This is a genomic window from Cupriavidus sp. GW823-FHT06D04 (assembly GCF_058795055.1).
Genome location: NZ_JBXAHL010000053.1, coordinates 13,199 through 39,191, shown reverse-complemented (window position 1 = coordinate 39,191; position 25,993 = coordinate 13,199). Strand labels below are relative to the sequence as shown.

Sequence of the window (25,993 nt, the reverse complement as noted above, 5' to 3'; positions counted from 1 at the left end):
TATGGCAAGGGCTACCAGGACGTGCAGCACCGCGTGCCGAAGATCGACAACACCATCGAAGAACTGGGCTGGAAGCCTGGGATCAGCATGGAAGCGGCGCTGCGCCGCATCTTCGAGGCGTATCGCGGCAAGGTGGTCGAGGCCCGCACGCTGGTCGATTCGGCCAACTGAGCGCGCAACGCAGATGGCACGCATTGCCCTGAAGGTCGACGTCGACACGCTGCGCGGCACGCGCGAAGGCGTGCCGAAGCTGCTGTCGATGCTGGCGGCTGCGCAGGCGCAGGCCACCTTCCTGTTCAGCCTCGGTCCCGACCATACCGGCTGGGCGCTGCGGCGCGTATTCCGGCCCGGCTTCCTGACGAAGGTGTCGCGCACCTCGGTGGTGTCCAACTATGGCCTGCGCACGCTGATGTACGGCGTGCTGCTGCCGGGGCCGGACATCGGCCGCAAGGGCGCCGCCGAGATGCGCGCGGCGCGCGCGGCCGGCCATGAGTGCGGCATCCACACCTGGGACCACGTCTACTGGCAGGACAACGTGCGCGAGCGCGATGCTGTCTGGACGCGCCGGCAGATGCAGCAGGCGTTCGCGCGCTACCGCGAGATCTTCGGCGAAGCACCGGCCACGCACGGCGCGGCAGGCTGGCAGATGAATGAGGATGCGTTCCGTCAGATCGATGACTGGGGCATGGCCTATGCGTCCGACGGACGCGGCACCGCGCCCTATATCCCGACCATCGACGGCGTGCCCTGCCGGCACGTGCAGATGCCGACCACGCTGCCGACGCTGGATGAACTGATCGGCACCGACGACCTGACCGAAGATAACGTCCACACCGCGCTGCTGAAGCTGACCGAAGGCACGCGCGACCATGTCTTCACGCTGCATACCGAGCTGGAAGGCGGCAAGCTGGCGCCGGTGTTCGAGCGGCTGCTGGCGGGATGGCGTGCGCAGGGGCACGAGCTGGTGTCGATGGCGACGTGGTATCGCGGGCTGGACCGGCAGAGGCTGCCGGAGTTGCCGGTAACTTGGGGAGAGATTCCGGGGCGCAGTGGCGAGTTGATTGTGCAGCCGCAGGTGAGCTGACACATCGTCCCGACTACCGATTGTCTGCTCCCTCTCCCGCTTGCGGGAGAGGGTTGGGGTGAGGGCCGGGCGTATCCACGAAGTTAAAACCTGTGGTATTGCCTGCGCCTGCCCTCGCCCCCCTGCCCCTCTCCCGCAAGCGGGAGAGGGGAGCAAACCGCCAGCGGGAGGACGTCTGCCGGCAACAGCTAGCCGCGCCGCTCCGCCCCCACCCGCAGCCCGTTGAACACCACCAGCAGGCTCGCGCCCATATCGGCGAACACCGCCATCCACATCGTCCCCATCCCCAGCACCGTCAGCACCAGGAACACGGCCTTGATGCCGAGCGCCAGCGTGATGTTCTGCGTGAGGATGCTTGCGGTGCGGCGCGACAGGCGCACAAAGGCCGGGATCTTGCGCAGGTCATCGTCCATCAGCGCCACGTCGGCCGTCTCGATAGCGGTGTCGGTGCCGGCTGCGCCCATGGCGAAGCCGATATCGGCACGCGCCAGCGCCGGTGCGTCGTTGATGCCGTCGCCCACCATGCCGACGCGGCCGCCGCGCGCGTGGGCGGCGCCGGCAAGCGCCGCGATGCCGTCGGCCTTGTCCTGCGGCAACTGGTCGCCGCGCGCTTCATCGATGCCGACCTGCGCGGCAATGGCTTGCGCCGTGTGCGGATTGTCGCCCGACAGCATCAGTGTCCTGACGCCCAGTTCATGCAGCTCGGCAATCGCCTGCCGGCTGGTGTCGCGCACGGTATCCGCCACCGCGAACAGCGCCAGCGCCGTGGCGGCGCCGTTGCCGTCGACGCGCGCCAGCAGCACCACGGTCTTGCCCTCGCGCTCCAGCGCTTCGAGCCGCGCCTCCAGCGCCGGCGAGCAGGCGCCCATCTCATGCACCAGGCGGTGGTTGCCCAAGCAGTACGCCACGCCCTGCACCTTGCCGCGCGTGCCGCGCCCCGCCAGCGCCTCGAAGTCGTCCACCGGCAGCGTGCCGATCCCGTCGGCCGTGGCCGCCGTGGCCACCGCGCGCGAAACCGGATGGTCCGAGCGCGCCGCCAGGCTGGCAGCAATGGCGCGGGCATGCGGCGCGTCCTCGGCCAGCAGCGCGTGGTCGGTCTGCGCGGGCTTGCCGTGCGTGATCGTGCCGGTCTTGTCCAGCGCCACCCAGGCCAGGTGCCGGCCCTGCTCCAGGTACACCCCGCCTTTGACCAGGATGCCGCGGCGCGCGGCCGCGGCCAGCCCGCTGACGATGGTCACCGGCGTGGAGATCACCAGCGCGCAGGGGCAGGCGATCACCAGCAGCACCAGCGCCTTGTAGATCCAGTCGACCCAGGCACCGCCCATGGCCAGCGGCGGCACCACCGCGACCGCCAGCGCAATCGCGAACACCGTGGGCGTGTAGATGCGCGCGAACTGGTCGACAAAGCGCTGCGTGGGCGCACGGCTGCCCTGCGCGGCCTCCACCGCGTGGATGATGCGGGCCAGCGTGGAATCGCTGGCGGGCGCCGTCACGGTGTACTCCAGCTCGCCGGACTGGTTGATCGAGCCGGCGAACAGCACATCGCCCTCGGCCTTGTCGACCGGCACGCTTTCGCCGGTGATGGGCGCCTGGTCCAGCGCCGACTGGCCGCGCACGACCTTGCCGTCAAGCGCGACGCGCTCGCCCGGCCGCAGCCGCACCAGCGCCCCCACGGCAACGCCGGCGGCGGGCACGGTGTCCCAGCTGCCATCGGCGCGACGCACCGTGGCCTGTTCCGGCGCCATCGCCATCAAGCCGCGGATCGCGTTGCGCGCCCGGTCCAGCGAGGCCGCCTCGATGCGCTCGGCCAGCGCGAACAGCACCATCACCATGGCCGCTTCCGGCCACTGGCGCAGCAGCAGTGCGCCGGTGACGGCAATGCTCATCAGGGCATTGATGTTCAGGTTGCCATTGCGCAACGCGATCCAGCCCTTGCGGTAGGTGGTCAGCCCGCCCAGCGCCACTGCCGCCAGTGCCAGCGCGGCGGGCAGCCACGGCAAACCCAGACCCAGCCACTCCGCCGCTTCGGCACCCAAAGCGGCCACGCCGGCCAGCGCCAGCGGCCACCAGGGCTTGCTTGTCGTGGATTGCGGCAAGACTTGCTGCGCGGCCTCGGTGCTCAGCGGCACCGGCTGCATGCCCAGGCTCTCGATCGCCCTAGCCACCGGCTCCGGCGACGGCAAGGTGTGATGCACCGTCAGCACCCGCTGGATCAGGTTGAACTCCAGCGCCGCCACGCCCGCCATGCCGCCCAGCTTGCTGCGGATCAGCGTTTCCTCGGTCGGGCAGTCCATCGCGTCAATGCGCCATGCAGCGGTCTGCGCGCCGGCGGGAATGTCGACCGATGCCGCGGGCGTCAGCGCAACCGTGGCCGAGCAGCCGCCGCCACAGCAGGCGGAAGCCGCCGGTGCTTGCCGGGCCTCCGCATGGCCATGCCCATGATGATCATGGTCGTGGTGGTGATGGTGATGGTGATGGTCGTGATCATGCCCGCCATGCCGGTGGGCGGCGCCATCGTGCGCGTGGGCAGCGTGATCTTGAGGAAGTGCGTCCTCAGGTGACGTGCGAGCCATATCTTGTTGTTCCCGCTGGTTTAACCTGATGACATTGAAGACCCTGTAGCGACTACAGAGTCAAGCGGCATGGCAGCGACCGCGGCGCCATGCCGCAGCGGCGGGTCAGTGCTCGCAGTTGACCATCCAGGACATGCCGAAGCGGTCCACCAGCATGCCGAAGCCTTCGGCCCAGAAGGTCTTCTGGTACGGCACCACCACCTGGCCGCCTTCGCTCAGGCCGTCGAAGATGCGCTGGCCCTCGTCCTTGCTGACCGCGCCCACCGACAGACTGAAGCCACTGAACGCCGGGCGCTCGCCGCGCCGGCCGTCGGACGCCATCACCTGGTTTTCGCCGAACTGGATATTGGCGTGCATCACCTTGTCCTTCCAGTCATCGGGAACCTCCATGCCGGGGCTCGGCGGGGCGTCCTTGTAGCGCATCGCGAACGTGACCTGCGCGCCCAGCACCTTGCCGTAGAAGGCCACGGCCTCATCGAAACGGCCGCCAAAATCCAGATAGGGTTGCACCTGCATGTCGCTCTCCTTGTGAATGGTCGATCGGGCTGCATGGCATTGGCTGTTCGCCCGCGCGCCATTATGCGCGCGTGCCGGCTAGGTGCAAGCGCCCGGCCGGACTCAGGAAACCGCGGCGGGGACCGGGGCAGGCGGCACGGCAGTGGCCAATGCCTCGGCAGGAAATTGCAGCGAGAACATCGTTTCGCCTTCCAGGCTGCGCACCGTCACGCTGCCGCCATGCAGCCGCATGATGGTGTCGACGATGGCCAGCCCCAGCCCGGTCGACGCCGCCGAGTTGCGGCGCGACGGATCGGCCCGGTAGAAGCGCCCGAAGATATGCGGCAGCGTCTCGGGCGGGATCGCCGGCCCGGCATTGGTCACGCGGATGCAGGTCGTGCCGCCGCCCGGCGCCGGGGCGCGCTCCACGTCGAGCTGCACGGTGCTGCCGGCCGGCGCATGGCGCAGCGCATTGTCGAGCAGGTTGGTGACCGCGCGGCGCAGCAGCGTCTGGTCGGCCTGCACCATTGCCGTACCGTTCACCGCCAGCGCGACCTCGCGGTCGGCGGCCACGGCCTCGAAGTACTCGGCCATCTTGTCCAGTTCCTCGCGCGCGTCCAGCGTGCGGATGCCCAGCGCCACCTGCGCATGGTCGGCGCGCGCCAGGAACAGCATGTTCTCGATCATGCGCGCCAGGCGCTCGTACTCTTCCAGGTTGGATTCGAGCAGCGCCTCATACTCGGACACGCCGCGACTCTGCGCCAGCGTGACCTGGGTCTGGCCGATCAGGTTGCTGATCGGCGTGCGGAAATCATGCGCCAGGTCCGCCGAGAATTCGGACAGCCGCGAGAAGCTGTCCTGCAGCCGCGCCAGCATGTCATTGAGGGCCGCCGCCAGCTCGCGCAACTCGGCCGGTGCGCTGCCCACGTCAAGCCGCGTGGCAAGGCGGCTGGTGGTGACCGCGGCGGCATCGGCAGCCATGCGCCGCAGCGGCCGCAGCCCGCGCCGCGCCAGCACGAAGCCCAGCCCCGCCGCCACGGCAGCGCCGCACAGCGTGGCCCACAGCACCTGGTGGCGGTATTCGCGGATCAGCGCCACTCGATAGCCGGCATCGCGCAGCACCACGATCTCCACGGCCTTGTCGGAATCCCCCAGCTGGCCCAACGCCGCAATGCCGCGCGAGGGCACGCCATTCTTGGGGTACCAGGTCTGCAACATGCTCTTCTCTGGCTGCGTGGCGGCGGGCAGCACGCGCAGCGCCGGCACGGATTCATTGCGCGGGTTGAGCGTGACCAGCGGCTCGCCCTGGCGTGAGCGCACCACCAGGATCAGCCCCTCATGGCCCATCGCGATATCGGCAAAGCGGTGGGTATCGGCGCGGATCTCGGCCTCGCTGCGCACCTCGCGCAGCAGGTGGCGCACCAGCAGCACTTCGCCGATCAGCTCGCTCTCGTCACGCCCCTCCAGCTGCGCCGACAGCGCCCCGGACAGGTAGGCCGCCACGCTGGCAAGAATCACTGCCGTGGCCAGCCCGTACGCCAGCGCCAGCCGCGTGGTGAGCGAAGACGTCAGCCGCATCATGCGTCCTGGCCCCGGTCCTCGCTGTCGTCCAGCACGTAGCCCATGCCGCGCCGCGTGTGGATCAGCTTGTGCGGGAAGGGATCGTCGACCTTGGCGCGCAGGCGCCGGATCGAGACGTCGACCACATTGGTATTGCTGTCGAAATTGACGTCCCACACCTGCGAGGCGATCAGCGAACGCGACAGCACCTCACCGCGCCGGCGCGCCAGCAGGTACAGCAGCGCAAACTCCTTGGAGGTCAGGTCGATCTTCTGGCCGGCGCGCACCACACGGCGGCGGATGGCGTCGATCTGCAGGTCGGCCACTTCGATGAACTCACTCTCGCGCAGCGGGCCGCGCCGCAGGATGGTGCGGATGCGCAGCACCAGTTCGGCAAAGGCAAAGGGCTTGACCATATAGTCGTCGGCGCCGAGCTCCAGCCCCTTGAGGCGGTCCGACAGTTCGTCGCGCGCGGTCAGGAACAGTACCGGGGTATCGCGCTCGCGGCGCAGTTCGCGCAGCACCTGCCAGCCATCCAGGCCGGGCAGCATCACGTCCAGCACGATCAGGTCATAGGGATGCTCGCGCGCATGGGCCAGGCCGTCCGCGCCGTCGCGCGCCAGGTCCACCACGAAGCCGGATTCGGTCAGGCCCTTGTGCAGGTAGTCACCCGCCTTGGGTTCGTCCTCGACAATCAGGATACGCATGGTTCGATCACTTTCCGGGCGGCACCAGCGCCGCCATGGCGTAACGCTAGCCGAGGATGACCGCCAATGGGCAAAGATTTCAGAAATGTCATCGCCATGCCAGGGAAATGCAGGCGGAAACCCCGGTAAAATGCGCGATCACTACCGGCGTCCTGCCGGCTTGCGCCACCGTTGCCCCCATCCTGCCCGCCGCCCCCTGCCGATGAAACGCCTGCCGAATTACCTGCTGCTGTCCCTCGCCATGCTTGCGCTGCCCGTCTCCGGTGCCGCGGCGGCAGTGGCCACGGTGTGCAGCGCGGGACAGGCTGCCGGGCTGTCGCTGCCGGAACGGCACGCGGCCGCAAAAATGGAGGCGGAAGCGGCACTGGACGGCACCGGCCCGGGCACTTGCCGCGGCAGCGCGGTCCAGGTGATGGCCGAGCCTTCCGGCAGCGGCCATCCGCTGCAGCTGCACGATGCCGATGCGCCGCAGGCGACCGACCAGGGCGCCACGCCGCTGGAGACGCGGCCATCGGCCGCGTCCGGCGTGCTGCGCGAACTGCCTGCGGAGGTGCTGGTGCATTGGGCGCACGCGGCGCCAATGGCCACGCCGGGTGCATTCACCGACATCCTGCCGCTGGAACGCCTGCTGCCCGCACGCTGCTGAGCGCGTCATAGCGGGCACAGCGCCCGCATCGCTTCTTTTCTGTTTTGCGGAATTCCGTCGGCACCGGCAATGCGCGGCGAATTGTCGCGCCTGCGCTTTTTATCCGACTCGGAAGAATTCGATCGACTGCCCGGCGTTCACGGCCCGTTGCAGCCAGTCTGGATACTCGCCCTGCCCGTCCCAGCTCTGGCCGAGCGCATTGCGGTACAGCGGGCGTGCAGCGGCAGCCTGGGGGGCGGCCTGCGGGACAAGCGGGGCCACGGCTGGCGCGGCCTCAGGCGCCGGCTCATGCCCGGCGTCGATGGCAACATGATCAAAGCACCCGGCGGCGACAAGATCGTCGAACGTCAGGGCATGACGGTCCATTTGCTCGCGGATCCACGCCACCGCAGCGAGTTTGGCTGAATCAGACTCGGACATGACTCTCGTGAGAGGCCCGCTGCATTTCCGCGGGCAATGAAAAACCGGCGATAGAACCGCAGGCCGGTCGGATAGCCGTGATTCTACAGCCTTTGCCGGCGCTGCTGCGTTTCCCTCACGGGCACGCGGCCAATTGCCTTGCGCTTGCCGCGCACGTGCGCTGCCGAGTGACACCAATGTCATGTGCCGGTCATGCTCGTGTGGGCACGCGCTGCCTAGACTTGCTTCACCGCCGCCCACCCCGGGCCGGCAACCTTACGGAGAAGCGACTCATGCAAGCACTCAGGCAAGTCTTTGTGGCCACCGCCCTTATCGCTGCCGTGGTCGGCACTGCGCAGGCTGCACCGCGCAACGTCGATCCGTTCAGCGACGGGGCGCACAGCGCCACCGGCCCCCGCAGCCCGTTCACCGACGGCGCCCGCAGCCTCATGGAAACCCGCAGCGCGTTCACGGACGGCGCGAACGCCGCAACCGGTCCGCGCAGCACCTTCACCGACGGCGCGCATAACCCCAACGGCCCGCGCGACAGCTTCAGCGACGGCGCCTGACGGCACCCGGCGAGGCAGCGCCTCAGCGCACCTCGCCGTAGATGCGGCGCGCATCGGCGGCGTCGGCAATCGGCCGGCCCAGCGTCAGGCCGCCCTGCACCGCCTGCGCCACCAGCGCATGGTTGCCGGGTGCGCGGCTGCCGTCGCGCAGCAGCAGGTTGTTCTCGAATCCCACCCGCACATGGCCGCCAAATGCCGCGGCCGCGGTCACGCAGGCATTCTCTTCGCGGCCGAAGGCGCAGATCGCCCAAGGCAACGCGTCGCCGGACTCGCCCGCGGCCTGCAGGAACGGCAGCAGGTCGTGCGGCGACGACACCTGTCCGGCGGCATAGCGCCCCAGCACGTACAGCACCGACCATGCGCCCGGCGGCACCATGCCGCGCTCACGCATCGACTGCCAGCGCCGCACATCGGCCACGTCATACAGGATCACCTGCGTCATCACGCGCTCACGCGCCAGCCAGGCGAAGAACGCCGCCAGTTCGCTGTCCGGGATCTCCGGCACGTCCACTTCGCGCAGGCCCACCGAGACGGCTTCGGGCCGCAGCTCACGCACCATCGCCATCTGCTCCGCGGCCTTGTATACGCCCGCGGCCTCGCTCGTCACCTGCACCAGCAACGCTTCGCCGACGGCCTGCTTCACCGCGGCCAGCGCGTCGCGGTAGGCCTGCACGTCGAGGGAGTGGCGCCCTTCGGCATCGCGCACATGCATGTGCATCATGGCCGCGCCGGCATCCAGGCAGGCGCGCGCTTCAGCGGCCAGTGCCGCGGCGGTCAGCGGCACCGCCGGATGGTCGCTGGCGCGCTTGTAGGCGCCGTTGGGCGCCACGGTGACGATCAGCGGCGCATCGGCCAGCGGCACGCGGGCCGCGGCGACAGGGGCTTGGGAAGGGGTCTGGGTCATGGCTCGATCTCGGGCAGTTCAGGCGCGATCAGCGCCAGGCCGGCGCGCAGCAGGCTGTCATAGCGTGCGCGCTCGGCGGCAATGGTTTCAGGGGTCCAGTGGTAGAAGCCTTCGCCGCGCTTCATGCCGTGGCGGCCGTCGGCGGCGCGCTCGGACAGGCAGCGCGCCGGATGGTCGTCGTTGCAGAAGGTCGGGTACATGGTGGCGCCGGCGGCCGCGTGCACGTCGATGCCCGCGTGGTCGCGCTGCAGCACCGGCCCGGCCGCCAGGAAGCGAAAGCCGAAGCCGAAGCGCACCGCCGCATCGACATCCTCGGGCGAGGCAATGCCGCGGTCGATCAGGCTGAAGGCCTCGCGCGACAGCGCATGCTGCAGCCGGTTGGCAAGAAAGCCCGGCAGGTCCTTGCGCACCTTGACCGGCACCATCGCGCAGCGGCGCATGAAGGCGATCAGCGCATCGGCACAGGCCTCGTCGCTGTCATCGCCCATCACCACTTCCACCAGCGGCACCAGGTGCGCCGGCATGAAGAAGTGCAGGCCGAGCATGCGCGCACGCGAGTCAAGCCCCACGCCGATGGCGCTGATCGGGAAGCTGGAGCTGTTGCTGGCCAGCACCGTATCGGGCCGCGCGCGCCGCACCAGCTCGGCAAAGAGCGCCTGCTTCAGGTCCAGCCGTTCCGGGATGCATTCGATCACCAGGTCCACGGTGGACCAGTCCACATCATCCAGCGCCGCGGCCACCGCCAGGCGCTCCGCGCCTTGTTCACGGCCGATCGCGGCCAGGTTGCCTCGCACGCGCCCGGGCAGGGCACCGGCGCGGCCGGCATCAGGCTCGACCACGGTGGTGCGGCACAGCGCGCGGGTCAGCACCACGGCAACATCGGCGCCCATGGTGCCGCCGCCCACCACCACCGCGTGCGCGGCGCCAGGGCGGCTCAGGATGACCGGAGCGGTCGGGTTCGACATAGGTTCTCCCAGGAATCCAGGCAGTGTAGAGAACTTGCTTTGATTGAAGAAGTCGAATTTCTGGATAAAATGATCCAGAAATCAGATCAATAGCGTGACCCGGCCGGCACTAGACACCGCCGACCCGCTACCGCCCATGAAAATCAACCTGTCGATGCGCGACATCGAAACCATGCTGTTGCTTGGCCGCACGCTCAACTTCCGCCAGGCCGCCAGCCAGCTGCACCTGTCGCAATCCGCCCTGTCCACGCAGATCCTGCGCATCGAGGAATCCGTCGGCGTGCGCCTGTTCGACCGCACCACCCGCACCGTGCGCCTGACCGCGGCCGGCCAGGTCTTCATGCAGCAGGCCGCGCTGCTGCAGGCGGCGTTCCGCGGCGCCATCGACGCCGTGACCGGCATTGCCAGCGCCGAGCGCGGCCAGGTGGCGGTGGCGGCGCTGCCCTCGCTGGCGGCGCGCATGCTGCCGCGCGTGCTGATGGCCTACCACCAGGCGCGCCCGGAGGTGGCGCTGAAGGTGTTCGATACCCTCTCCGGCCCGGCGTTCGACCTGGTGCGCGCCGGCGACGTGGATTTCGCGCTGACCGCCGCCGACCCACAACAGGCGGACCTGCAATATGAGCCCCTGCTGTCGGACCGCTTCGTGCTGCTGATTCCGTCGGCTCACCCACTGGCGCGCAGTCCCGGGCCGCTGCGCTGGGCCGATACCGCCAGCACGCCGCACGTGTCGATGACGCACCCGAGCAGCGTGCGCCAGTACGCGGAATGGGCCTTCCTGCAGAACCGCATCCGCTTCCAGCCGGTGTTCGAGGCAGAGCGCCTGGCCACTATCGCGGCCATGGTCGAATGCGGCTTCGGCGTGGCCGCGCTGCCCGAGATCGCGGCCGGCACCGTGCGCCAGCCCGGCATTGTCGAGCGCCTGCTGACCGCGCCGGTGACCGAGCGCTCGATCGGGCTGGTGACCTCGCGCAACCGCAGCCTGTCGCCGGCGGCTGCCGAACTGGCGGCGGCGGTGCGCGCGCAGCTGGCGAGTCCGCCCGTGCAAGACACGGCGGACACGGAGGCCCGGTGAACTAGTGGCGATGCTGGCTGGCCATGGCGCGCAGGCAACGCTGGCCTGGTTCCAAGCCAACCTCGTGCGCCCGCCGCTGCGCGGCGTCACGGAAAGTGGGCCCGGCACGGCACCGGGCACGCAGCCCTCAAGAAGGGTCCTTGGTACGGGTACGCGAAACCGCCGCCATGATGCCGATGCCAAGCACGATCAGGCAGGCAATACCGATATAGACGGGCGCGAGGCCAGCCGTTTCCATGCCCCAGGCAATGCCGCCAACCAGGACCAGCAGGCCGATAATGTATAGCGCGAATGACATGAGTCGGCTCCTTGCGGTGGTGCAACCTGGCTTCAATGTAGGCAGCACGCGATGCGCAAGGGATAGGACAAGGGCGGAAGCTGGCGTAGGCGGGTTCTTACCTTGTGGTGATGTGCGCGGCGGACAGCTCCGGCGGCAAAGGCTCCCCGGGGCTCACCCCTCCACCTGCGCCGGCATCTCTCCCAGCCGCTGCACCGATGTTCGCAAACCCTCCAGGATCGTGTCCGCCACCTTCTGCGGAAAACCCGCGGGCAGTGCTGCGCCGACCTCGGCGAGCACCGCCGGGGTCCGCGCGATGATGCGCCCGATCAGCGCCTCGGCATCGGCACCCAGAAAACAGCGCGGTGCCATCGCATTGAAATGGCGGCGCTGGATATCGCGCAGACCGTAGTGCCGGCTGCGGCCGGCGACCGCCATGGCCAGCTTGGCCTTGTGCCAGGAGAACTGGTTGGCGCCCTGGCCCACCACCGGCCAGATCGACATCACGTCGTACAGCGGCGTCATGCGGTAACGCCCGCCGGCCAGCAGGCGGATGCTGAAGTTCTTGGCGTGCCCGTCCGGTGCGGCCAGCAGCCAAAACAGCAGCTGCGCGGCCAGTAGCGTCTGCAGATCATCGGCCCGGGCCACTGAGTTGCGCAGCACCGTGGCGATCTCGATCATGCCGGGTCCGCCATCGGCCTCGTATTTCTGCAGCGGGCTGAGGCCGAACACCTGGCAGAAATCTTCCTGCAGCAGCCGCAGCAGCCAATTGCCTGACGGATGAGGCTGGCGATCGAAACGCGTGACGCTCAGCACCTTGCGGCGGCCGAACGTCAGCATCTCGCAATCGGCCACCGGCAAGCCATAGGCGGCAAGGATCTTCAGGCACAGCCATTCGTTTTCCACCGACGTGCTCAGGTCGGCCCTGCGGTTGCCCACCAGGCCCAGTGGCAGCTTGAAAATATGTGTGGTCGGGGTGGCGCCATGCGGCCGCAGCCATTGGCCGTCATGGCGCAGCAGCGCAGTCTTCTCCTGCGCGCCGGCGATGGAGATGCGGAAGTCGTCGTCGTGCTCATGCCGCCCAAGCGGGGGCGTGGCGACGATATCCTCCAGCCAGCGCTCGATCTGCTCGTCCGATAGCGGTTCGCCTTCGATCCGGTCGATGCCCGCAGGCGCTTCGTTTTCGCCCAGGATCTGCACCGCGCCCACGCAATCGCGGCCGATGGCGGCGAGCAACTCGAAGGCTTCTACCGAGCCGGTCTGGAAGCGCAGCGCCAACCGGCGCCGGATGGCCTCGCTGTCCGGCAACAGGTTGTCGAAGTAGTTGCGCACGGCATCGCCACGCACCACGCGCCGGTTGCCCAGGCCATACCCGAGCGACAGAGACAGGGGCCGCCCGGCTTCAGAGCGGATCCAGTCCTCGTCGTATTCCAGTTCCATCCCGGTACCGGACGGCTGGCGCCAGGTGCCCACGCGCTGCCCGTTGGCCCAGACCGACAGCGCCGGCGTACGTGACCTGCGTGCCGCCATGATTACCACGCCACCTCGGACACCTCGGCGGCTCCCGTGGCCCGGTCCTGGACCACCAACTCCAGGCCGAGCGCGCCGACCAGCGCCAGCAGTTGGTCGACGCTGATGCTGTCGGGGTTCAGTTCCATGTGCGACATCCGGCTCTGGCTGATATTCAGCCGCGCGGCAGCCTCGGTCTGGTTCAGGCCGGCCGCCTTGCGCGCTGCCTGCAGGATCTGGCCAAGCTGCCATGGAGTAGAGACAATTTGCTTCATCGCGTTGGATGGAATACCAATATGATAGGTATTTCTATTTTAGCGACAGCATGGGTATTCTTCAAATACTCATGTCATAGGTATTTTGATTTTAACGATGCCATGACTATATGTGCCCGAAGCAGCAGCCTGTAGCGCAACATCGTGCCAGGCTCTGTATCTGGCCCCAGCCCCGGCGCCCTCGTATACTCTGGAGCCGGAGGCGGCCTAGCCGCCCCGCCGGTGCAGGATCCCGGCGTGGCATCACGCAAACGGGGCCGCGCCTCACCGATCCCAAACATACAAGCAACGGAGCAGCAGCATGCGTGTCGCATTTCTCGGACTGGGCGTCATGGGTTTCCACATGGCCGGCCACCTCGCCACCAAGGGGCACGAGGTCACCGTGTACAACCGCACCGCCGCCAAGGCGCAGGCATGGGTCGAGAAGTTCGGCGGCAAATCAGCGCCCACGCCGGCACAGGCCGTGCGCGATGCGCAGGTAGTCTGCTCCTGCGTGGGCAATGACGACGACCTGCGCGCGGTGCTGGCCGGGCATGACGGCGCCTTCTTCAGCGCGCCCAGCGGCTGCATCTTCGTGGACCACACCACCGCCAGCGCCAACGTGGCGCGCGAACTCTACGCCGCCGCGCGCGAGCACGGCCTGCACTTTGTCGACGGCCCGGTCTCCGGCGGCGAAGTCGGCGCGGAGAAAGGCATCCTGACCATCATGTGCGGCGGCGATGCCGACGCCTATGCGCGCGCCGAACCGGTCATTGCCGCCTACGCACGCGCCGTCACGCGCATCGGCGAATCCGGCGCCGGGCAACTGGCCAAGATGGTCAACCAGATCAGCATCGCCGGGCTGATCCAGGGCCTGTCCGAGGCCATCGCCTTTGGCGAGCGCGCCGGGCTGGACATGCGCCTGGTGCTGGACGTCATCAGCAAGGGCGCGGCCGGCTCATGGCAGCTCGAGAACCGCGGCCCCACCATGATCGACAACAAATTCGACTTCGGCTTCGCGGTCGACTGGATGCGCAAGGACCTGGGCCTGTGCCTGGACGAGGCGCGCCGCAACGGCGCCGGCCTGCCGGTGACGGCGCTGGTCGACCAGTTCTATGCCGACCTGCAGCAGATGGGTTGCGGCCGCGCAGACACCTCTTCGCTGATCAAGCGCCTGCGCCAGCACGCCGGGGACGCCTGACGCCACCCCTGCGCCACCTGCCGTCGTCCGATTCCTACAGCGCAATCGGCGTGTCTCGGAGAGGCCCCTGCCCGGCACGGGCCTAAGCTGGACACATGGGGCCGGTTGCCTGCAACTGGCCCGGCAACGATGCAGGAGACCATCATGTGGAAACTCGCAAGCGCGCTCCTGGTAAGTGCCAGCATGGCGCTGGCCGGCTGTACGGCGACGGGCGCGGTGGCCGGCGGCGTGGCCGGACACGAGCTGACTCACGGCAGCACCGCCGGGACCATCGGCGGCGCCGTGGTGGGCGGCGTGATTGGTCACGAACTGGGCAAGTAAGCAAACCCTGGCCCCTGAGCCCAACAAGCAGAAAGGCCGCTTCGTGCGGCCTTTCTGCTTGTTTTGCGGGATGCCGTTCAGGCTTTCGGCCGGCACGACGCACCGCCGGTCGCCCGCCGCAGCCGCTGCCACACCAGTACCGGCAGCCGCAGCACGAAGCCGGCCAGCAGCCGCAGATGCATGCCGGTCAGCAACAGGTTGTCGCGCAGATAGCGGAAATGCGATACCCCACCCTCGCGCTGGCCGAAGTAGCGCACCGGCGCATCGGCGTTGATGGGGCGCACGCCGCGCCAGCACAGGCGCACCGCTACTTCCGGATCAAAGTCGAAGCGCCGCATCCAGCGGCTCTCGCGCATGACCGCGCGCAGCGGCGCGACCGGGTAGACGCGAAAACCGTACAGGGAATCCCCGATGCCTGCCCAGAGCGTCTCGACATCCACCCAGAAGTTGGACATGCGCCGCCAGTAGACCCGCTCGCGCGGTGCGCTGGCGTCGAACACGGGCCGGCCCAGCACCATGGCGCCGGGGTTGCGCTGCGATATCGCCATGAACTGCGGAATCAGGTGTGCAGGATGCTGCCCGTCCGAATCCATCACCAGCACATGCGTAAAGCCAGCGGCGGCGGCGGCGTCGATGCCGTGCAGCACTGCGGTGCCCTTGCCCTGGTTGCGCGGCAGCACCAGTACGCGCAGCCCGGGATCGGTGGCCGCCTGCGCCAGCAGCCACTGGTCGCTGCCATCGGTGCTGCCGTCCACGACCACCCAGACCGGCGTCCAGGCGGCGCGCGCCGCGCGCAGCACTTCATGCAGGCGCACGCCGGGGTTATAGCTGGGGATCAGCACCAGGTGCGTGGCGGACGGCTCGGTGCCACCCATGGGGCAGACGCTGCCGCCGGTCACCAGTGCGGGCCCGGGCATGGCTTGCTGCGGCATGTCGTGCTCCGGTCCTGGCTTTGGGAAAGGGCGAAAGGGTGGGTGCGGCGAGCCGGGGCTAGCGCGTGCGGTGTTCCGCCAGGTAGGTGGCCAGGCTGCCCAGCGAGGCAAAGATGGTCTTGTTGTCGGGGTTGTCCGAACGCAGTTCGACCCCGTACTTGCGCGACACCAGCAGTGCGATCTCAAGGATATCGATGGAATCCAGCCCGAAGCCTTCGCCATAGAGCGGCGTGGTGGCATGGATGTCCTCCAGCCGCAACTCGACAATGTCGAGTTCGTCGATGATCAGGCGGGCAAGTTCGGTTTCGAGTTCGGTCATGTCGCTAGGTGGCTGGAATGCCGCTGCGGCATGGGTCCGGGCAAGGTTGTCCAGTCCGCACGGCAGGGCAACCGATGCTATCAAAAGGGGCAAATCCCAGCCAGTTGAGAGAAGTTTAGTAACAACAAAGGCGGCCCTTTTGGGAATCATCATCACGTCGGGCCGGTCTTTTGGGGTATAAAGCGTTCGCTTCGCGCACCATGCAGCGTCATTTCCGGCAACGCTTTGCGCCAAGCGACTTACGCTACACACAATATACCCTCGCAGATGCCATCGAGCCAGCAATTCGACCGCCCCTCCACGCCCGCCGCGCCGGCCATGCCTTTGCGGCAGGATGCCGTGCCGCCAGGCCAGCGCCATGGCTGGATTGCCGCGGTAGCCGCCTTTGTCGCCTACGAATCCGCCCTGCACCGTGCAGCACACCAGCCGGGTGCCGAAATCGCCGCCTTGTGGCTCGGGGCGGCGCCGTTCCTGCTAATCGGCTTCCTTGCCTGCCGCCGCGCCGGGTGGCGCCTCCCTGCGCTGGCTGGCTTGCTGGCAGCCTGCGCCGCCTTGTGGATCTGGCGCTTGCCGCTGGCCACGCATTTCGGCTGGACCTATTTCCTGCAGCACGCCGGCATCAACGCCGCGCTGGGCGTGATGTTCGCGCTGAGCCTGCGCCCCGGCCACACGCCACTGTGCACGCAGATCGCGACGGCAATCCATGGCCAACTGCCCCCCGCGCACCTGCGCTACACGCTGCGCGTGACCCAGGCCTGGACGCTGTTCTTTGCCGCGATGGTGGGTATATCGACGCTGCTGTTCGTGCTGGCGCCGGTGGCAACCTGGTCCAGCTTCGCCAATCTGGCCACGCCGCTGCTGATCGCGCTGATGTTCGTGGGCGAGGCCGTGTGCCGCCGCATCGCTTTCCCGGGCATGGCCCACGGCGGCCTGCTGGACGCGGTGCATGGCTATCGCGCAGTCATGGCTGCCCGTGCGGGCCGGCCCGGTTTGCCGCGCTGACGCGCCGCACCCCGGCCCCTACACTGGCAACAGGCACAGGCTCCGCCCCATGACCACGCTCCCCATCGTCGCGCATGCCTCGCCCGAAGACATCATCGCCTGGGCGCACGGGCGGCCTGTCAGCGTGCGCCAGTTCCTGGCCGATGCGTCCAGCCTGGCCACCGCGCTGCCGGCAGGCGGGCACGTATTCAACGCCTGCACCGACCGCTACCGCTTCGCCGTCGGCCTGTGCGCCGCGCTGCTGGCGGGCAAGGCCACCCTGCTGCCGCCGTCCCATACGCCGGAGATGGTGCGCCAGCTGGCCGACTTTGCCCCGGACGCCTTCTGCCTGCATGACCAGCCTGACGCGGCGTGCGCCATGCCGGCGTTCCGCTATCACGACGGCCTGCGCGGCGCCGCCACGGACGGGCCGACCGAGATCCCGCAGATTGCCGCGACCCAGGTCATGGCGTACGTGTTCACGTCAGGCTCGACCGGCACGCCGGTGCCGCACCGCAAGACCTGGGGCGCGATGGCCCGGTGCGCGCATGCCGCGGCACAGCGGCTAGGCCTGCTGGATGGGCGTGCCTGGACCGTGGTGGGCACGGTGCCGCCACAGCATATGTTCGGGCTGGAAGCCACGGTCATGCTGGTGCTGCAGGGCCGCGCGGCACTGGTGGCGGCCCCGGCCTTCTATCCGGCCGACGTGCGCGATGCCCTCGCCTCGGTGCCGGCGCCGCGTGCGCTGGTCAGCTCGCCCGTGCACCTGCGCACGCTGGTGCAGTCGGGCATGGCGATGCCGCCGGCAGACCTGGTGCTGTGCGCGACCGCCCCGCTTGGCCGCCAGCTGGCGGGCGAGACCGAGACCCTGTTCGGCGCTCCGCTGTGCGAGATCTACGGCAGCACCGAGACCGGCCAGGTCGCCACGCGCCGCACCGCGCAGACCGATGCCTGGACACTGGTGCCTGGCGTGCGGCTGGAGGCACGCCAGGGCGACGGCGGCGACACCGAGACCTGGGCCGAAGGCGGCCATATCGAACAGCCGGTGTCGCTGGGCGACGCCATCGCACCGCTGGATGCCGGCCACTTCCTGCTCCATGGCCGCAAGGCCGACATGCTGAATATCGCCGGCAAGCGCACCTCGCTGGCTTACCTGAACCACCAGCTCACGGCCATTGACGGCGTGCGCGACGGCGCGTTCTTCATGCCCGATGATGCGCACGAAGGCGACACGCATGGCCACGTGGTGCGGCTGGTGGCGGTGGCGGTGGCGCCAGGCGTCGCCCCGGCGCAGCTCCAGCAGGCGCTGCGCGCGCGCATCGACCCGGCCTTCCTGCCACGCCCGCTGCTCTTTGCCGACAGCCTGCCGCGCAATGCCTCCGGCAAGCTGCCGCGCGAAGCCCTGGCGGCGCTGGTCGCAAGGCTTGCCGCGGCACACCACGGCGAGAGCGTGGCAAGGCCCGGCTTTGTCATCGACGCCGATCACCCGGCCATCGCCGGCCACTTTCCCGGCCATCCGATCGTGCCGGGGGTGGTGCTGCTGGACCACGCGGTGCTGGCACTCGGCGCGGCGCTGGGCCGCCGCCTTGCCGTCACCCAGGCCGGCGCCATCAAGTTCCTGAGCCCGGTGACCCCGGGCGAGCGCGTGGAGATCCTTCACCAGGCCGACGCAGCGGCCGATGGCAGCGAGAGTATCCGCTTCACGCTGCGCAGCGCCGGACGCGATGTCGCCAGCGGCACGCTGCAAGTGCGTGGCGCCGCGCCGCAAGCGGGGGCATCGGCATGCTGAGCTGGCTGTGGAAGCGGCAGCCGCCGCTGGAATCCGAATGGTCGCACCGCGAGGAGCGCGGCAGCATCACGCTGCTGCGCGTCATGACGTGGATCTCGCTGGCACTCGGCCGCCCCGTCGGGCGCGTGGTGCTGCGGGGGATTGCGGCGTACTTCATGCTGTTCGCACCGGCGGCACGCCATGCCTCGCGCGCCTACATGGACCGCGCCCTCGGGCGCGAGGCCAACTGGGTCGATGGCTACCGGCATGTGTTCACCTTCGCCTCGACCATCCATGACCGCATCTACCTGCTCAACGGCCGCTTCGACCTGTTCGATATCCGCCTGCACGGAGAGGCGCAGCTGGAAGCCGCGATGGCGCGCGGCCGTGGCGCAATCCTGCTGGGTGCGCACCTGGGCAGCTTCGAGGTGGTGCGCGCGCTCGGGCGGCGGCACCCGGAGATGGAAGTCGCGATCACCATGTACGAGGAGAATGCGCACAAGCTCAACGACGTGCTGCAGTCGATCAACCCGGCGATGCGCCAGGACGTGATCGCGCTGGGTCGCTTCGACACCATGCTGCGGGTGCGCGACTACCTGGACCGCGGCTACATGATCGGCATGCTGGCCGACCGCACGCTGTCGCAGCGCGCCACCGACCCGGTGCAGCAGTGCAGCTTCCTCGGCACGCCCACGGGCCTTCCGACCGGCCCGCTGCGCATGGCGGCGATGCTGCGCCGGCCGGTGTTCTTCATCACCGGCCTGTACCGCGGCGGCAACCGCTACGATGTGCACTTCGTGCCGCTGGCGGACTTCACCGACACCGCGCGCGGCCAGCGCGAGGCAGCCGTGCAGACCGCGCTGGCGGAATACGTGCGCCTGCTGGAGCAGTTCTGCCGCAGCGCCCCATACAACTGGTTCAACTTCTACGATTTCTGGCACGCCGGCCCGCCGCTGTCTGAACAGCCGCCGCCGGGCAACGAGCCATGACCCGCGAGCCGTGAGCAGCCCCTGATGTCCCTTTCCAGACGCCCTTTCCGCTTCCTGCTGTCAATGCTGCTGGCCGGCGCCATGCTTGCGCTGGCCGCACCGTCCGGCGCCGCCACGTTTGGCGTCGACCAGCTGATGTCCACCCTGGCGCAACGCAAGTCGGGGCGCGTGCTGTTCACCGAGACCAAGTACCTGGCGATAGTCGACAAGCCGGTGCAGTCGACCGGCGAACTGCTGTTCACGGCGCCCGACCACCTGGAGAAGCGCACACTGGCGCCCAAGGCCGAGAACATGGTGCTCGACGGCGACATGCTGACGGTCGAGCGCGACGGCAAGCGCTACACCATGCCGCTGCAGAACTACCCCGAGCTGGCCGCCTTTATCGAAAGCATCCGCGGCACGCTGGCAGGCAACCGCCAGACGCTGGAGCGCTACTACAAGCTCGGCCTGGAAGGCCGCGCCAGCCGCTGGACGCTGACGCTGACACCGGCGGACTCGCGCATGGCCGCTGTGATCAGCCAAGTGCGCATCGACGGCAGCCAGGATGTGCTCGACCGCGTCGAGATCCGGCAGGCCGACGGCGACCGCTCGGTGATGAAGATCCGACCTGCCGGCCGCCCATGAGCGCAGCGCCGCCCGCAACGATGCGCCCAGCGACGCGCCGGATCGCGCTGGCACTGTGGATCTTCGCCATGCTCGCCTGCGCGGCCGTCATCAGCCGCACCACCTTCACGGCCGACCTCTCGGCCTTCCTGCCGCGGCTGCCCAGCGCCGAGCAGCAGTTGCTGGTGAACCAGCTGCGCGACGGACTGGTATCGCGCCTGGTCCTGGTCGGGATCGAAGGCGGCGATGCCGATGGCCGCGCCGCGGTATCGCGTGCCATGGCGGCACAGTTGCGCGGCGACCCGCGCTTCACGGCGATCCAGAACGGCGAGCCGGTCAACCAGGCCGCAGACCGCCAATACGTGTTTGCGCACCGCTACCTGCTCAGCCCCGCGGTCACGCCGGAGCGCTTCAGTGAACGCGGCCTGGCGCAGGCGCTAAATGAATCGTTCGAGCTGCTGGCTTCGTCCGCCGGGCTCTTCACCAAGTCGCTGCTGCCGAGCGATCCCACCGGCGAAGTGGCCGCGATGCTGGCACAGCTGGATGCCGGGCAGCGCGTGCCCATGCACGCCGGCGCCTGGGCGTCGCGCGACGGCAAGCGCGCGGTGCTGCTGGCCCAGACCGCCGCCGCGGGGTCTGACACGGATGCGCAGGCACAAGCCATCGGGGCCGTGCGCGAGGCGTTTGCCAAGGCCGCGACGGCTGGCCAGTACCAGCTGGTGATGACCGGGCCGGGCGTGTTTTCCGTCAATGCGCGCGACACCATCCGCCATGATGTGGAGCGCCTGTCGACCATCGGCGTGGCTATCATCGTCACGCTGCTGCTGCTGGTCTACCGCTCGGTGCCGCTGCTGGTGCTGGGGCTGGTGCCGGTACTGAGCGGCGCGCTGGCGGGCATTGCCGCGGTCAGCCTGGGCTTCGGCGGCTCGGTGCACGGCCTGACGCTGGGCTTCGGCACCACGCTGATCGGCGAGGCGGTCGACTATTCGATCTACCTGTTCGTACAGTCCGCGCAGTACACGCGCGACGGCCGGCGCGACGAGCGCGCCTGGCTGCGCGGCTTCTGGCCAACGGTGCGCCTGGGCGTGCTGACCTCGGTCTGCGGCTTTGCCTCGCTGCTGCTGTCGGGCTTTCCGGGGCTGGCGCAGCTGGGGCTGTATTCGATTGCCGGGCTGACGACCGCGGCGCTGGTGACGCGCTTCGTGCTGCCGCAGCTGGTGCCGGCCACGCTGCACCTGCGCGACGTGGCGCCGCTGGGCCGCCGGCTGCAGTGGCTGGCGGCGCGCGCGCACCGGGTGCGCTGGCTGGTGCTCGTGCTGGTGGTGGCAGCCGGCACGGTGCTGGCCATGCACCGCGGCACGCTGTGGGGCCGCGAGCTGCAGGCGCTGAGCCCGGTGTCGGCCAGCGACCAGGCCCTCGACACCCGCTTGCGCGAGGACCTTGGCGCACCCGACGTGCGCTACCTGGTGGTGCTGTCCGGGCCGGACCAGGAGTCCGTGCTGCAGGGCGCGGAGCGCGTGGCACGTGAACTGGACCCGCTGGTGGCGCAGAATTTCATCGGCGGCTACGAGAGCCCGGCGCGCTACCTGCCCAGCGCGGCGACCCAGCGCGAGCGCCAGGCCAGCCTGCCGCCGCCCGACGAGCTGGCGCAGCGCCTGCGCGCCGCCATCGCCACGCAGCCGGTGCGCGCGTCCCTGTTCGCGCCGTTCCTGGCGCAGGCCGAGGCGGCGCGCACCGGGGCGCTGCTGCGGCGCGAGGACTTGCGCGGCACATCGATGGCGCTGGCTGTCGACGCGTTGCTGGCGCGGCGCGACGGGCGCTGGAGCGCCACGCTGCCGCTGCGTGCACCGGCCCACACCCCGCAAAGCACCGGCGCGGCCGACGGCGTCGACACCAGCGCAGTGCGGGCCGCGGTCGCGCGGGCCGGCGTCGCTGACACGCTGTTCGTCGACCTCAAGGGCGAATCCGACCGCCTCTACACCGGCTACCTACGCGAGGCCTTGCTGCTGTCGCTGGCCGGCCTGCTGGCGATCATCGTGCTGCTGGCCGTGGCGTTGCGCTCGGCACGGCGCGTCGTGGCCACGGTGTTGCCACTGGCCGCGGCGGCGCTGGTGGTGCTGGGCGGGCTGGCAGCGCTCGGCCAGCCGCTGACGCTGCTGCACCTGGTGGGCCTGCTGCTGCTGATGGCCGTGGGTTCCAATTACGCGCTATTCTTCAACGGCCCCGCGGCGGGCAGCCAGGTGGCGGGCGCTTCACCGCATACACTGGTGTCGCTGCTGCTGGCCAACCTGACCACGGTGGCCGCCTTCGGCCTGCTGGCGCTGTCGAGCCTGCCGCTGCTCAAGGCCTTCGGCCTGACGGTAGGTCCAGGTGCCGTGCTGGCCCTGTGGTTTTCGGCGATCCTGGCGCGCCCCGCGGCGCCGGACATAGCCGGGAGTGCAATATGAATTCGTATCCCGCACCGCGCGTTGCCTTGCGCGGCACCTCCAACAGCCGCCCCTGGCGCCCCACCCCGCTGCTTTATGGCACCGCCGCCGTGCACCTGGGTGCCGCCGGCGCGATCCTGGCGTACCCTGAAGCCATGGGCATGGCGCTGGCCGGCGTTGGCGCCGCCCATGCGGCAATGTGCGCCGCCGGCCTGTGGCCGCGCAGCCGGTGGCTTGGCCCCAACCTGCTGCGCCTGCCGCCCTCGGCCAGTGACTGTGTGGCACTGACGTTCGACGACGGCCCCAACCCGGCGTTGACGCCGCGCGTGCTCGACATGCTGGACCAGCATGGCGCGCGCGCGACCTTCTTCTGCGTCGGCGCGCGCGCCGCGGCGCATCCGGAACTAGTGCGCGAAATCGTCCGCCGCGGCCACGCCGTGGAAAACCACAGCATGTACCACCGGCTGCACTTCTCCGTCTTCGGTCCCGGACGCATACTGCGCGACATCGGTGCCGCGCAGCAGGTGCTGACCGACCTCACCGGCCAGGCGCCGCGCTTCTTCCGCGCGCCCGCGGGGCTGCGCAATCCCTTCCTTGAGCCGGTGCTGTGCCGGCTCGGGCTTCAGCTTGCCGCCTGGACCCGGCGCGGCTTCGATACCCGTTGCGGCGACCACGCGGCACGCGTGGCACAGCGCCTCACCGGCAAGCTCGCCGGGCGCGACATCCTGCTGCTGCACGACGGCAATCCCGGCACCGATGCCGCCGGCAACGCGCACTGCACCACGGTGCTGCCGGGCCTGCTCACCGCCATCGAACAAGCCGGCCTGCGCTGCGTCACGCTGCGCGCGGCCGTGCCGCCGGCCTGAGTGAGCTGCTGCTTGTTACAATTGGCACAGCCTTCCGAGATTCCTCCATTCGTTCCACCTAAGCCGTGTCCCCCCTCCTGTTCTCGCATTTCACGGCCACCAGCTGCCTGGGCGCCGGTGTAGACGCCACCCTGTCGGCACTGCGTGCGCAGCGCGGCGGCCTGGCGCCCTGCCGCTTCGGCGGCGTCGAGCTCGATACCTTCGTCGGCGAGGTACCCGGCCTGGACGCCGTGGCACTTCCGCCCGCACTGGCCGAATTCGACTGCCGCAACAACCAGCTGGCGCAACTGGCGCTGGAGCAGGACGGCTTTGCCGCGCGCGTGCGCGAAGCGGCGGCGCGCTACGGCGCCCACCGGGTCGGCGTCTTCCTGGGCACCAGCACCGCGGGCGTGCTGCAGACGGAACTGGCCTATCGCCAGCGGGATCCTGCCAGCGGCGCGCTGCCGCCGGGCTTCCACTACGCCACCACCCACAACCCCTACTCGCTGCCCGCTTTCCTGCGCCAATACCTGGGGCTGGCCGGCCCGGCGGCTGCGGTATCTTCGGCCTGTTCATCCGGCGCCAAGGTGTTCAGTTCGGCACGGCGCATGCTGGAGGCCGGGCTGATCGATGTAGCCGTGGTCGGCGGCGTCGATTCGCTGTGCTACACGACCCTGTACGGCTTCAATTCGCTGGAGCTGTTGTCCGACCAGCCGTGCCGGCCCTATGACGTGGCGCGCAACGGCATCTCGATCGGCGAGGGAGCGGCATTCGGCCTGCTCGAGCGCGTGGCCGGCACCGCGCAAGCCGATGCCATCCTGCTGGCCGGCATCGGCGAATCGAGCGATGCGCACCATATGTCGACCCCGCACCCCGACGGGCTGGGCGCGCGACTGGCGCTGGAGCAGGCACTGGCCAGCGCGGGCGTAGCGCGGACACAGGTCGGCTACGTCAACCTGCATGGCACCGCCACGCGCAGCAACGACGCAGCGGAGGCGATGGCCATGGCCGCGGTGCTGCCCGGCACGCCTTGCAGCTCCACCAAAGGCGCCACCGGGCATGCGCTGGGTGCCGCCGGCGCGCTCGAAGCCGTCATTTGCGCGCTGGCGCTGCGCCACGGCCTGGTGCCCGGTGGCATCAACACCACGCAGGTGGATCCGGCGCTGGACGTGAACTACCAGCTCGCCAACCGCGAAGCACCGCTGCGCTATGCAATGACCAATGCTTTCGGCTTCGGCGGATCCAACTGCACCCTGCTGTTCGCCCGCGCGGACGCAGCATCCCACTGAGCATCGCCATGCCGCAGCACGTGTATATCGAAAGCATCGGCCTGCTCGGCCCCGGCCTGACCGGCTGGCAGCAGGCCACTGAAGTCCTTGCCGGCCGCGTGCCGTATGCGCACGCGCCGACCGAGCTGCCGCCACCCGCGGGCCTGCCGCCGGCAGAGCGCCGCCGCACCGGCCCGACCGTACGGCTGGCGCTGGGGGTGGGCCAACAGGCCGTTGCCGCCAGCGACTGCGAAGCCGCGCAGCTGCCGACGATCTTTGCCTCGTCCAGCAGCGACGGCTTCAACTTCCATGCGATCTGCGAAGCGCTGGCCGAGCCTGAGCCGCTGATGTCGCCCACGCGCTTCCACAACTCCGTGCATAACGCGACCGCCGGCTACTGGTCGATCGCCGCGGGCGCGATGCGCACCTCCAATGTGCTGTGCGCCATGGATGGCAGTGGCAGCGCGGGCTTGCTCGAATGCGTGCTGCAGGCCGCCGCCGATGCCGAGCCCTGCCTGCTGATCGCCTATGACACCGGCTATCCCGCGCCGTTGCACAGCCACCGCCCGATCCCCGATCCCTTCGGCGTGGCCCTGCTGCTCACGCCGCGGCAGACCGCGCGTTCGCTCGCGCGCATCGGCGTGGCGCTGAAGCAGGCACCGGCCACGGTGATGCCGGACGCCGCGCTGGAAGCGCTGCGCAGGTCGGCGCCGGCTGCACGCATGCTACCGTTGCTGACGGCCATCGCCCGCGGCGAGACTACCACCGTGGTGCTCGATTATCTGGACACGCTGCAGCTAGAAGCCGAGGTGGAATGCCTCGGTGGCCAGGCGAATGGCTGAGCTGCTGAAAGACCGCGACTGGATCGCGGCACGCATTCCGCACCAGGGCACGATGTGCCTGCTCGACGGCGTGCTGGCCTGGGATGCGACATCGGTTCGCTGCACGTCCGCCACGCATACGCGCGCGGACAACCCGCTGCGCGCGCAGGGCCGGCTGGCCGCAGTCAGCGGGATTGAATATGCGGCACAGGCCATGGCCGTGCACGGCGCATTGCTGGCGGAAGCGGCGCCAGGCAAGGACGCGCAGCGCCCGCGCTCGGGCTACCTGGCCAGCGTGCGCAGGCTGGTGCTGCATGTGGAGCGGCTCGACGATATCGACGCGCCGTTGCAGGTTGAGGCGCAGCGTATCAGCGGTGAAGGCAGCAGCGTGCTGTACGCCTTCACCGTCAGCGCCGCGGGCCGGGCACTGCTGTCAGGCCGCGCGGCGGTCATCCTGGATGCTGCCGCAGCCGGTCAAAGCGCCGACCGCAGCGCCGGCTGAAAC

28 protein-coding genes and 1 pseudogene are annotated in these 25,993 nt (G+C 69.4%); 17 read left to right on the top strand and 12 right to left on the bottom strand.

What is annotated here, in order from left to right; translation table 11 throughout:
- Together AC1Q7H_RS36160 and AC1Q7H_RS36155 are read left to right on the top strand one after the other, a co-directional pair.
- Positions 1 to 171 (top strand): annotated as a pseudogene (locus AC1Q7H_RS36160) (bifunctional UDP-4-keto-pentose/UDP-xylose synthase); the annotation flags it as partial.
- Positions 172 to 184: 13 nt separating this feature from the next.
- Positions 185 to 1,084 carry a polysaccharide deacetylase family protein gene (locus AC1Q7H_RS36155; RefSeq protein WP_013953280.1) on the top strand — a complete coding sequence of 300 codons (900 nt, stop codon included), beginning with the start codon at positions 185 to 187 and terminating at the stop codon, positions 1,082 to 1,084.
- A 188-nt stretch (positions 1,085 to 1,272) separates the two neighbouring features.
- Here AC1Q7H_RS36155 and AC1Q7H_RS36150 read toward each other — a convergent pair whose 3' ends face one another.
- Positions 1,273 to 3,378: a heavy metal translocating P-type ATPase gene (locus AC1Q7H_RS36150; RefSeq protein ID WP_249221298.1), complete on the bottom strand. Its 2,106-nt coding sequence runs from the start codon at positions 3,376 to 3,378 to the stop codon at positions 1,273 to 1,275.
- Positions 3,379 to 3,522: 144 nt separating this feature from the next.
- Between AC1Q7H_RS36150 and AC1Q7H_RS36145 the strand changes: the two genes are divergently transcribed.
- Positions 3,523 to 3,645, top strand: a complete 123-nt coding sequence (locus AC1Q7H_RS36145; protein WP_269148720.1) for a hypothetical protein — start codon at positions 3,523 to 3,525, stop codon at positions 3,643 to 3,645.
- A 117-nt stretch (positions 3,646 to 3,762) separates the two neighbouring features.
- Here the strand turns inward: AC1Q7H_RS36145 and AC1Q7H_RS36140 are convergent, their stop codons facing one another.
- The 3 genes from AC1Q7H_RS36140 to AC1Q7H_RS36130 all read right to left on the bottom strand — a co-directional run bounded on the left by AC1Q7H_RS36140 (position 3,763) and on the right by AC1Q7H_RS36130 (position 6,419).
- On the bottom strand, positions 3,763 to 4,173 hold the full coding sequence (locus AC1Q7H_RS36140; RefSeq protein ID WP_013953282.1) for a VOC family protein: 411 nt from the start codon (positions 4,171 to 4,173) through the stop codon (positions 3,763 to 3,765).
- A gap of 102 nt (positions 4,174 to 4,275) precedes the next feature.
- A complete protein-coding gene (locus AC1Q7H_RS36135; protein ID WP_492382306.1) occupies positions 4,276 to 5,733 on the bottom strand; it encodes a heavy metal sensor histidine kinase in 1,458 nt (485 codons plus the stop codon).
- Positions 5,730 to 6,419, bottom strand: a complete 690-nt coding sequence (locus AC1Q7H_RS36130) for a heavy metal response regulator transcription factor (RefSeq protein ID WP_013953285.1) — start codon at positions 6,417 to 6,419, stop codon at positions 5,730 to 5,732. Before AC1Q7H_RS36130 ends, AC1Q7H_RS36135 begins: the two co-directional genes overlap by 4 nt.
- A gap of 202 nt (positions 6,420 to 6,621) precedes the next feature.
- Here AC1Q7H_RS36130 and AC1Q7H_RS36125 point away from each other — a divergent pair, with 202 nt between their 5' ends.
- Positions 6,622 to 7,065: a hypothetical protein gene (locus AC1Q7H_RS36125; RefSeq protein WP_211981671.1), complete on the top strand. Its 444-nt coding sequence runs from the start codon at positions 6,622 to 6,624 to the stop codon at positions 7,063 to 7,065.
- Between the two features lie 99 nt (positions 7,066 to 7,164).
- On the opposite strand, the gene AC1Q7H_RS36120 is transcribed toward AC1Q7H_RS36125, so the two are convergent.
- Positions 7,165 to 7,485: an H-NS family nucleoid-associated regulatory protein gene (locus tag AC1Q7H_RS36120; protein WP_041228667.1), complete on the bottom strand. Its 321-nt coding sequence runs from the start codon at positions 7,483 to 7,485 to the stop codon at positions 7,165 to 7,167.
- 272 nt (positions 7,486 to 7,757) lie between these two features.
- Here AC1Q7H_RS36120 and AC1Q7H_RS36115 point away from each other — a divergent pair, with 272 nt between their 5' ends.
- Positions 7,758 to 8,033, top strand: coding sequence for a hypothetical protein (locus AC1Q7H_RS36115; RefSeq protein WP_013953287.1), 276 nt, complete (start codon positions 7,758 to 7,760; stop codon positions 8,031 to 8,033).
- A gap of 22 nt (positions 8,034 to 8,055) precedes the next feature.
- Here AC1Q7H_RS36115 and AC1Q7H_RS36110 read toward each other — a convergent pair whose 3' ends face one another.
- Complete coding sequence (locus AC1Q7H_RS36110) at positions 8,056 to 8,937, bottom strand: beta-keto acid cleavage family enzyme (protein WP_211981672.1); 882 nt, start codon at positions 8,935 to 8,937, stop codon at positions 8,056 to 8,058.
- Positions 8,934 to 9,902 (bottom strand): 3-hydroxyacyl-CoA dehydrogenase family protein, encoded by a 969-nt coding sequence (locus tag AC1Q7H_RS36105; protein ID WP_013953289.1) that lies wholly within the window; start codon positions 9,900 to 9,902, stop codon positions 8,934 to 8,936. The genes AC1Q7H_RS36110 and AC1Q7H_RS36105 overlap by 4 nt, the downstream gene beginning before the upstream one ends.
- Before the next feature lie 136 nt (positions 9,903 to 10,038).
- Here AC1Q7H_RS36105 and AC1Q7H_RS36100 point away from each other — a divergent pair, with 136 nt between their 5' ends.
- Positions 10,039 to 10,974 (top strand): LysR family transcriptional regulator, encoded by a 936-nt coding sequence (locus tag AC1Q7H_RS36100; RefSeq protein ID WP_211981674.1) that lies wholly within the window; start codon positions 10,039 to 10,041, stop codon positions 10,972 to 10,974.
- Positions 10,975 to 11,101: 127 nt separating this feature from the next.
- Here the strand turns inward: AC1Q7H_RS36100 and AC1Q7H_RS36095 are convergent, their stop codons facing one another.
- The 3 genes from AC1Q7H_RS36095 to AC1Q7H_RS36085 all read right to left on the bottom strand — a co-directional run bounded on the left by AC1Q7H_RS36095 (position 11,102) and on the right by AC1Q7H_RS36085 (position 13,035).
- Entirely contained in the window at positions 11,102 to 11,272 is a 171-nt protein-coding gene (locus tag AC1Q7H_RS36095; RefSeq protein ID WP_013953291.1) for a hypothetical protein, read from the bottom strand.
- 153 nt (positions 11,273 to 11,425) lie between these two features.
- The gene (locus AC1Q7H_RS36090) at positions 11,426 to 12,781 is read right to left on the bottom strand and encodes a type II toxin-antitoxin system HipA family toxin (protein WP_211981675.1); all 1,356 of its coding nucleotides are present in this window, start codon (positions 12,779 to 12,781) and stop codon (positions 11,426 to 11,428) included.
- Between the two features lie 2 nt (positions 12,782 to 12,783).
- The gene (locus tag AC1Q7H_RS36085; RefSeq protein ID WP_013953293.1) at positions 12,784 to 13,035 is read right to left on the bottom strand and encodes a helix-turn-helix domain-containing protein; all 252 of its coding nucleotides are present in this window, start codon (positions 13,033 to 13,035) and stop codon (positions 12,784 to 12,786) included.
- A 229-nt stretch (positions 13,036 to 13,264) separates the two neighbouring features.
- On the opposite strand from AC1Q7H_RS36085, the gene AC1Q7H_RS36080 reads away from it, so the two are divergent.
- Complete coding sequence (locus tag AC1Q7H_RS36080; RefSeq protein WP_256449327.1) at positions 13,265 to 14,215, top strand: NAD(P)-dependent oxidoreductase; 951 nt, start codon at positions 13,265 to 13,267, stop codon at positions 14,213 to 14,215.
- Positions 14,216 to 14,359: 144 nt separating this feature from the next.
- Entirely contained in the window at positions 14,360 to 14,536 is a 177-nt protein-coding gene (locus AC1Q7H_RS36075; protein WP_013953295.1) for a glycine zipper 2TM domain-containing protein, read from the top strand.
- Between the two features lie 77 nt (positions 14,537 to 14,613).
- On the opposite strand, the gene AC1Q7H_RS36070 is transcribed toward AC1Q7H_RS36075, so the two are convergent.
- Both AC1Q7H_RS36070 and AC1Q7H_RS36065 read right to left on the bottom strand, forming a co-directional pair.
- Positions 14,614 to 15,468: a glycosyltransferase family 2 protein gene (locus AC1Q7H_RS36070; protein WP_211981676.1), complete on the bottom strand. Its 855-nt coding sequence runs from the start codon at positions 15,466 to 15,468 to the stop codon at positions 14,614 to 14,616.
- 58 nt (positions 15,469 to 15,526) lie between these two features.
- The gene (locus AC1Q7H_RS36065; protein WP_211981683.1) at positions 15,527 to 15,787 is read right to left on the bottom strand and encodes a phosphopantetheine-binding protein; all 261 of its coding nucleotides are present in this window, start codon (positions 15,785 to 15,787) and stop codon (positions 15,527 to 15,529) included.
- 318 nt (positions 15,788 to 16,105) lie between these two features.
- Here AC1Q7H_RS36065 and AC1Q7H_RS36060 point away from each other — a divergent pair, with 318 nt between their 5' ends.
- The 9 genes from AC1Q7H_RS36060 (at position 16,106) to AC1Q7H_RS36020 (ending at position 25,990) form a co-directional block, all read left to right on the top strand.
- A complete protein-coding gene (locus AC1Q7H_RS36060; protein WP_211981685.1) occupies positions 16,106 to 16,789 on the top strand; it encodes a COG4648 family protein in 684 nt (227 codons plus the stop codon).
- 49 nt (positions 16,790 to 16,838) lie between these two features.
- Positions 16,839 to 18,557, top strand: a complete 1,719-nt coding sequence (locus AC1Q7H_RS36055; RefSeq protein ID WP_492382305.1) for an ApeI family dehydratase — start codon at positions 16,839 to 16,841, stop codon at positions 18,555 to 18,557.
- Positions 18,551 to 19,525, top strand: coding sequence for a lysophospholipid acyltransferase family protein (locus AC1Q7H_RS36050; protein ID WP_013953300.1), 975 nt, complete (start codon positions 18,551 to 18,553; stop codon positions 19,523 to 19,525). The genes AC1Q7H_RS36055 and AC1Q7H_RS36050 overlap by 7 nt, the downstream gene beginning before the upstream one ends.
- 24 nt (positions 19,526 to 19,549) lie before the next feature.
- Positions 19,550 to 20,149 carry a LolA-related protein gene (locus AC1Q7H_RS36045; protein WP_211981690.1) on the top strand — a complete coding sequence of 200 codons (600 nt, stop codon included), beginning with the start codon at positions 19,550 to 19,552 and terminating at the stop codon, positions 20,147 to 20,149.
- A 20-nt stretch (positions 20,150 to 20,169) separates the two neighbouring features.
- Positions 20,170 to 22,575 carry an MMPL family transporter gene (locus AC1Q7H_RS36040; RefSeq protein ID WP_211982197.1) on the top strand — a complete coding sequence of 802 codons (2,406 nt, stop codon included), beginning with the start codon at positions 20,170 to 20,172 and terminating at the stop codon, positions 22,573 to 22,575.
- Positions 22,572 to 23,420, top strand: coding sequence for a polysaccharide deacetylase family protein (locus AC1Q7H_RS36035; RefSeq protein ID WP_013953303.1), 849 nt, complete (start codon positions 22,572 to 22,574; stop codon positions 23,418 to 23,420). Before AC1Q7H_RS36040 ends, AC1Q7H_RS36035 begins: the two co-directional genes overlap by 4 nt.
- A 65-nt stretch (positions 23,421 to 23,485) precedes the next feature.
- A complete protein-coding gene (locus tag AC1Q7H_RS36030) occupies positions 23,486 to 24,688 on the top strand; it encodes a beta-ketoacyl-[acyl-carrier-protein] synthase family protein (protein ID WP_211981692.1) in 1,203 nt (400 codons plus the stop codon).
- An 8-nt stretch (positions 24,689 to 24,696) separates the two neighbouring features.
- On the top strand, positions 24,697 to 25,509 hold the full coding sequence (locus tag AC1Q7H_RS36025; RefSeq protein ID WP_013953305.1) for a beta-ketoacyl synthase chain length factor: 813 nt from the start codon (positions 24,697 to 24,699) through the stop codon (positions 25,507 to 25,509).
- Positions 25,502 to 25,990 carry a hotdog family protein gene (locus tag AC1Q7H_RS36020; protein WP_211981694.1) on the top strand — a complete coding sequence of 163 codons (489 nt, stop codon included), beginning with the start codon at positions 25,502 to 25,504 and terminating at the stop codon, positions 25,988 to 25,990. Before AC1Q7H_RS36025 ends, AC1Q7H_RS36020 begins: the two co-directional genes overlap by 8 nt.
- The last annotated feature ends 3 nt before the right edge of the window (positions 25,991 to 25,993 follow it).

Excerpts from the sequence above, each read along its gene's own strand:
- AC1Q7H_RS36055 (WP_492382305.1), top strand. The coding sequence starts at position 16,839 with ATGACCACGCTCCCCATCGTCGCGCATGCCTCGCCCGAAGACATCATC.
- AC1Q7H_RS36115 (WP_013953287.1), top strand. The coding sequence starts at position 7,758 with ATGCAAGCACTCAGGCAAGTCTTTGTGGCCACCGCCCTTATCGCTGCC.
- AC1Q7H_RS36140 (WP_013953282.1), bottom strand. The coding sequence starts at position 4,173 with ATGCAGGTGCAACCCTATCTGGATTTTGGCGGCCGTTTCGATGAGGCC.
- AC1Q7H_RS36035 (WP_013953303.1), top strand. The coding sequence starts at position 22,572 with ATGAATTCGTATCCCGCACCGCGCGTTGCCTTGCGCGGCACCTCCAAC.
- AC1Q7H_RS36135 (WP_492382306.1), bottom strand. The coding sequence starts at position 5,733 with ATGATGCGGCTGACGTCTTCGCTCACCACGCGGCTGGCGCTGGCGTAC.
- AC1Q7H_RS36060 (WP_211981685.1), top strand. The coding sequence starts at position 16,106 with ATGCCTTTGCGGCAGGATGCCGTGCCGCCAGGCCAGCGCCATGGCTGG.
- AC1Q7H_RS36150 (WP_249221298.1), bottom strand. The coding sequence starts at position 3,378 with ATGGACTGCCCGACCGAGGAAACGCTGATCCGCAGCAAGCTGGGCGGC.
- AC1Q7H_RS36105 (WP_013953289.1), bottom strand. The coding sequence starts at position 9,902 with ATGTCGAACCCGACCGCTCCGGTCATCCTGAGCCGCCCTGGCGCCGCG.
- AC1Q7H_RS36095 (WP_013953291.1), bottom strand. The coding sequence starts at position 11,272 with ATGTCATTCGCGCTATACATTATCGGCCTGCTGGTCCTGGTTGGCGGC.
- AC1Q7H_RS36145 (WP_269148720.1), top strand. The coding sequence starts at position 3,523 with ATGATGATCATGGTCGTGGTGGTGATGGTGATGGTGATGGTCGTGATC.
- AC1Q7H_RS36110 (WP_211981672.1), bottom strand. The coding sequence starts at position 8,937 with ATGACCCAGACCCCTTCCCAAGCCCCTGTCGCCGCGGCCCGCGTGCCG.
- AC1Q7H_RS36070 (WP_211981676.1), bottom strand. The coding sequence starts at position 15,468 with ATGCCGCAGCAAGCCATGCCCGGGCCCGCACTGGTGACCGGCGGCAGC.
- AC1Q7H_RS36085 (WP_013953293.1), bottom strand. The coding sequence starts at position 13,035 with ATGAAGCAAATTGTCTCTACTCCATGGCAGCTTGGCCAGATCCTGCAG.
- AC1Q7H_RS36130 (WP_013953285.1), bottom strand. The coding sequence starts at position 6,419 with ATGCGTATCCTGATTGTCGAGGACGAACCCAAGGCGGGTGACTACCTG.
- AC1Q7H_RS36090 (WP_211981675.1), bottom strand. The coding sequence starts at position 12,781 with ATGGCGGCACGCAGGTCACGTACGCCGGCGCTGTCGGTCTGGGCCAAC.
- AC1Q7H_RS36075 (WP_013953295.1), top strand. The coding sequence starts at position 14,360 with ATGTGGAAACTCGCAAGCGCGCTCCTGGTAAGTGCCAGCATGGCGCTG.
- AC1Q7H_RS36065 (WP_211981683.1), bottom strand. The coding sequence starts at position 15,787 with ATGACCGAACTCGAAACCGAACTTGCCCGCCTGATCATCGACGAACTC.
- AC1Q7H_RS36020 (WP_211981694.1), top strand. The coding sequence starts at position 25,502 with ATGGCTGAGCTGCTGAAAGACCGCGACTGGATCGCGGCACGCATTCCG.
- AC1Q7H_RS36100 (WP_211981674.1), top strand. The coding sequence starts at position 10,039 with ATGAAAATCAACCTGTCGATGCGCGACATCGAAACCATGCTGTTGCTT.
- AC1Q7H_RS36120 (WP_041228667.1), bottom strand. The coding sequence starts at position 7,485 with ATGTCCGAGTCTGATTCAGCCAAACTCGCTGCGGTGGCGTGGATCCGC.
- AC1Q7H_RS36155 (WP_013953280.1), top strand. The coding sequence starts at position 185 with ATGGCACGCATTGCCCTGAAGGTCGACGTCGACACGCTGCGCGGCACG.
- AC1Q7H_RS36025 (WP_013953305.1), top strand. The coding sequence starts at position 24,697 with ATGCCGCAGCACGTGTATATCGAAAGCATCGGCCTGCTCGGCCCCGGC.
- AC1Q7H_RS36050 (WP_013953300.1), top strand. The coding sequence starts at position 18,551 with ATGCTGAGCTGGCTGTGGAAGCGGCAGCCGCCGCTGGAATCCGAATGG.
- AC1Q7H_RS36040 (WP_211982197.1), top strand. The coding sequence starts at position 20,170 with ATGCGCCCAGCGACGCGCCGGATCGCGCTGGCACTGTGGATCTTCGCC.
- AC1Q7H_RS36045 (WP_211981690.1), top strand. The coding sequence starts at position 19,550 with ATGTCCCTTTCCAGACGCCCTTTCCGCTTCCTGCTGTCAATGCTGCTG.
- AC1Q7H_RS36125 (WP_211981671.1), top strand. The coding sequence starts at position 6,622 with ATGAAACGCCTGCCGAATTACCTGCTGCTGTCCCTCGCCATGCTTGCG.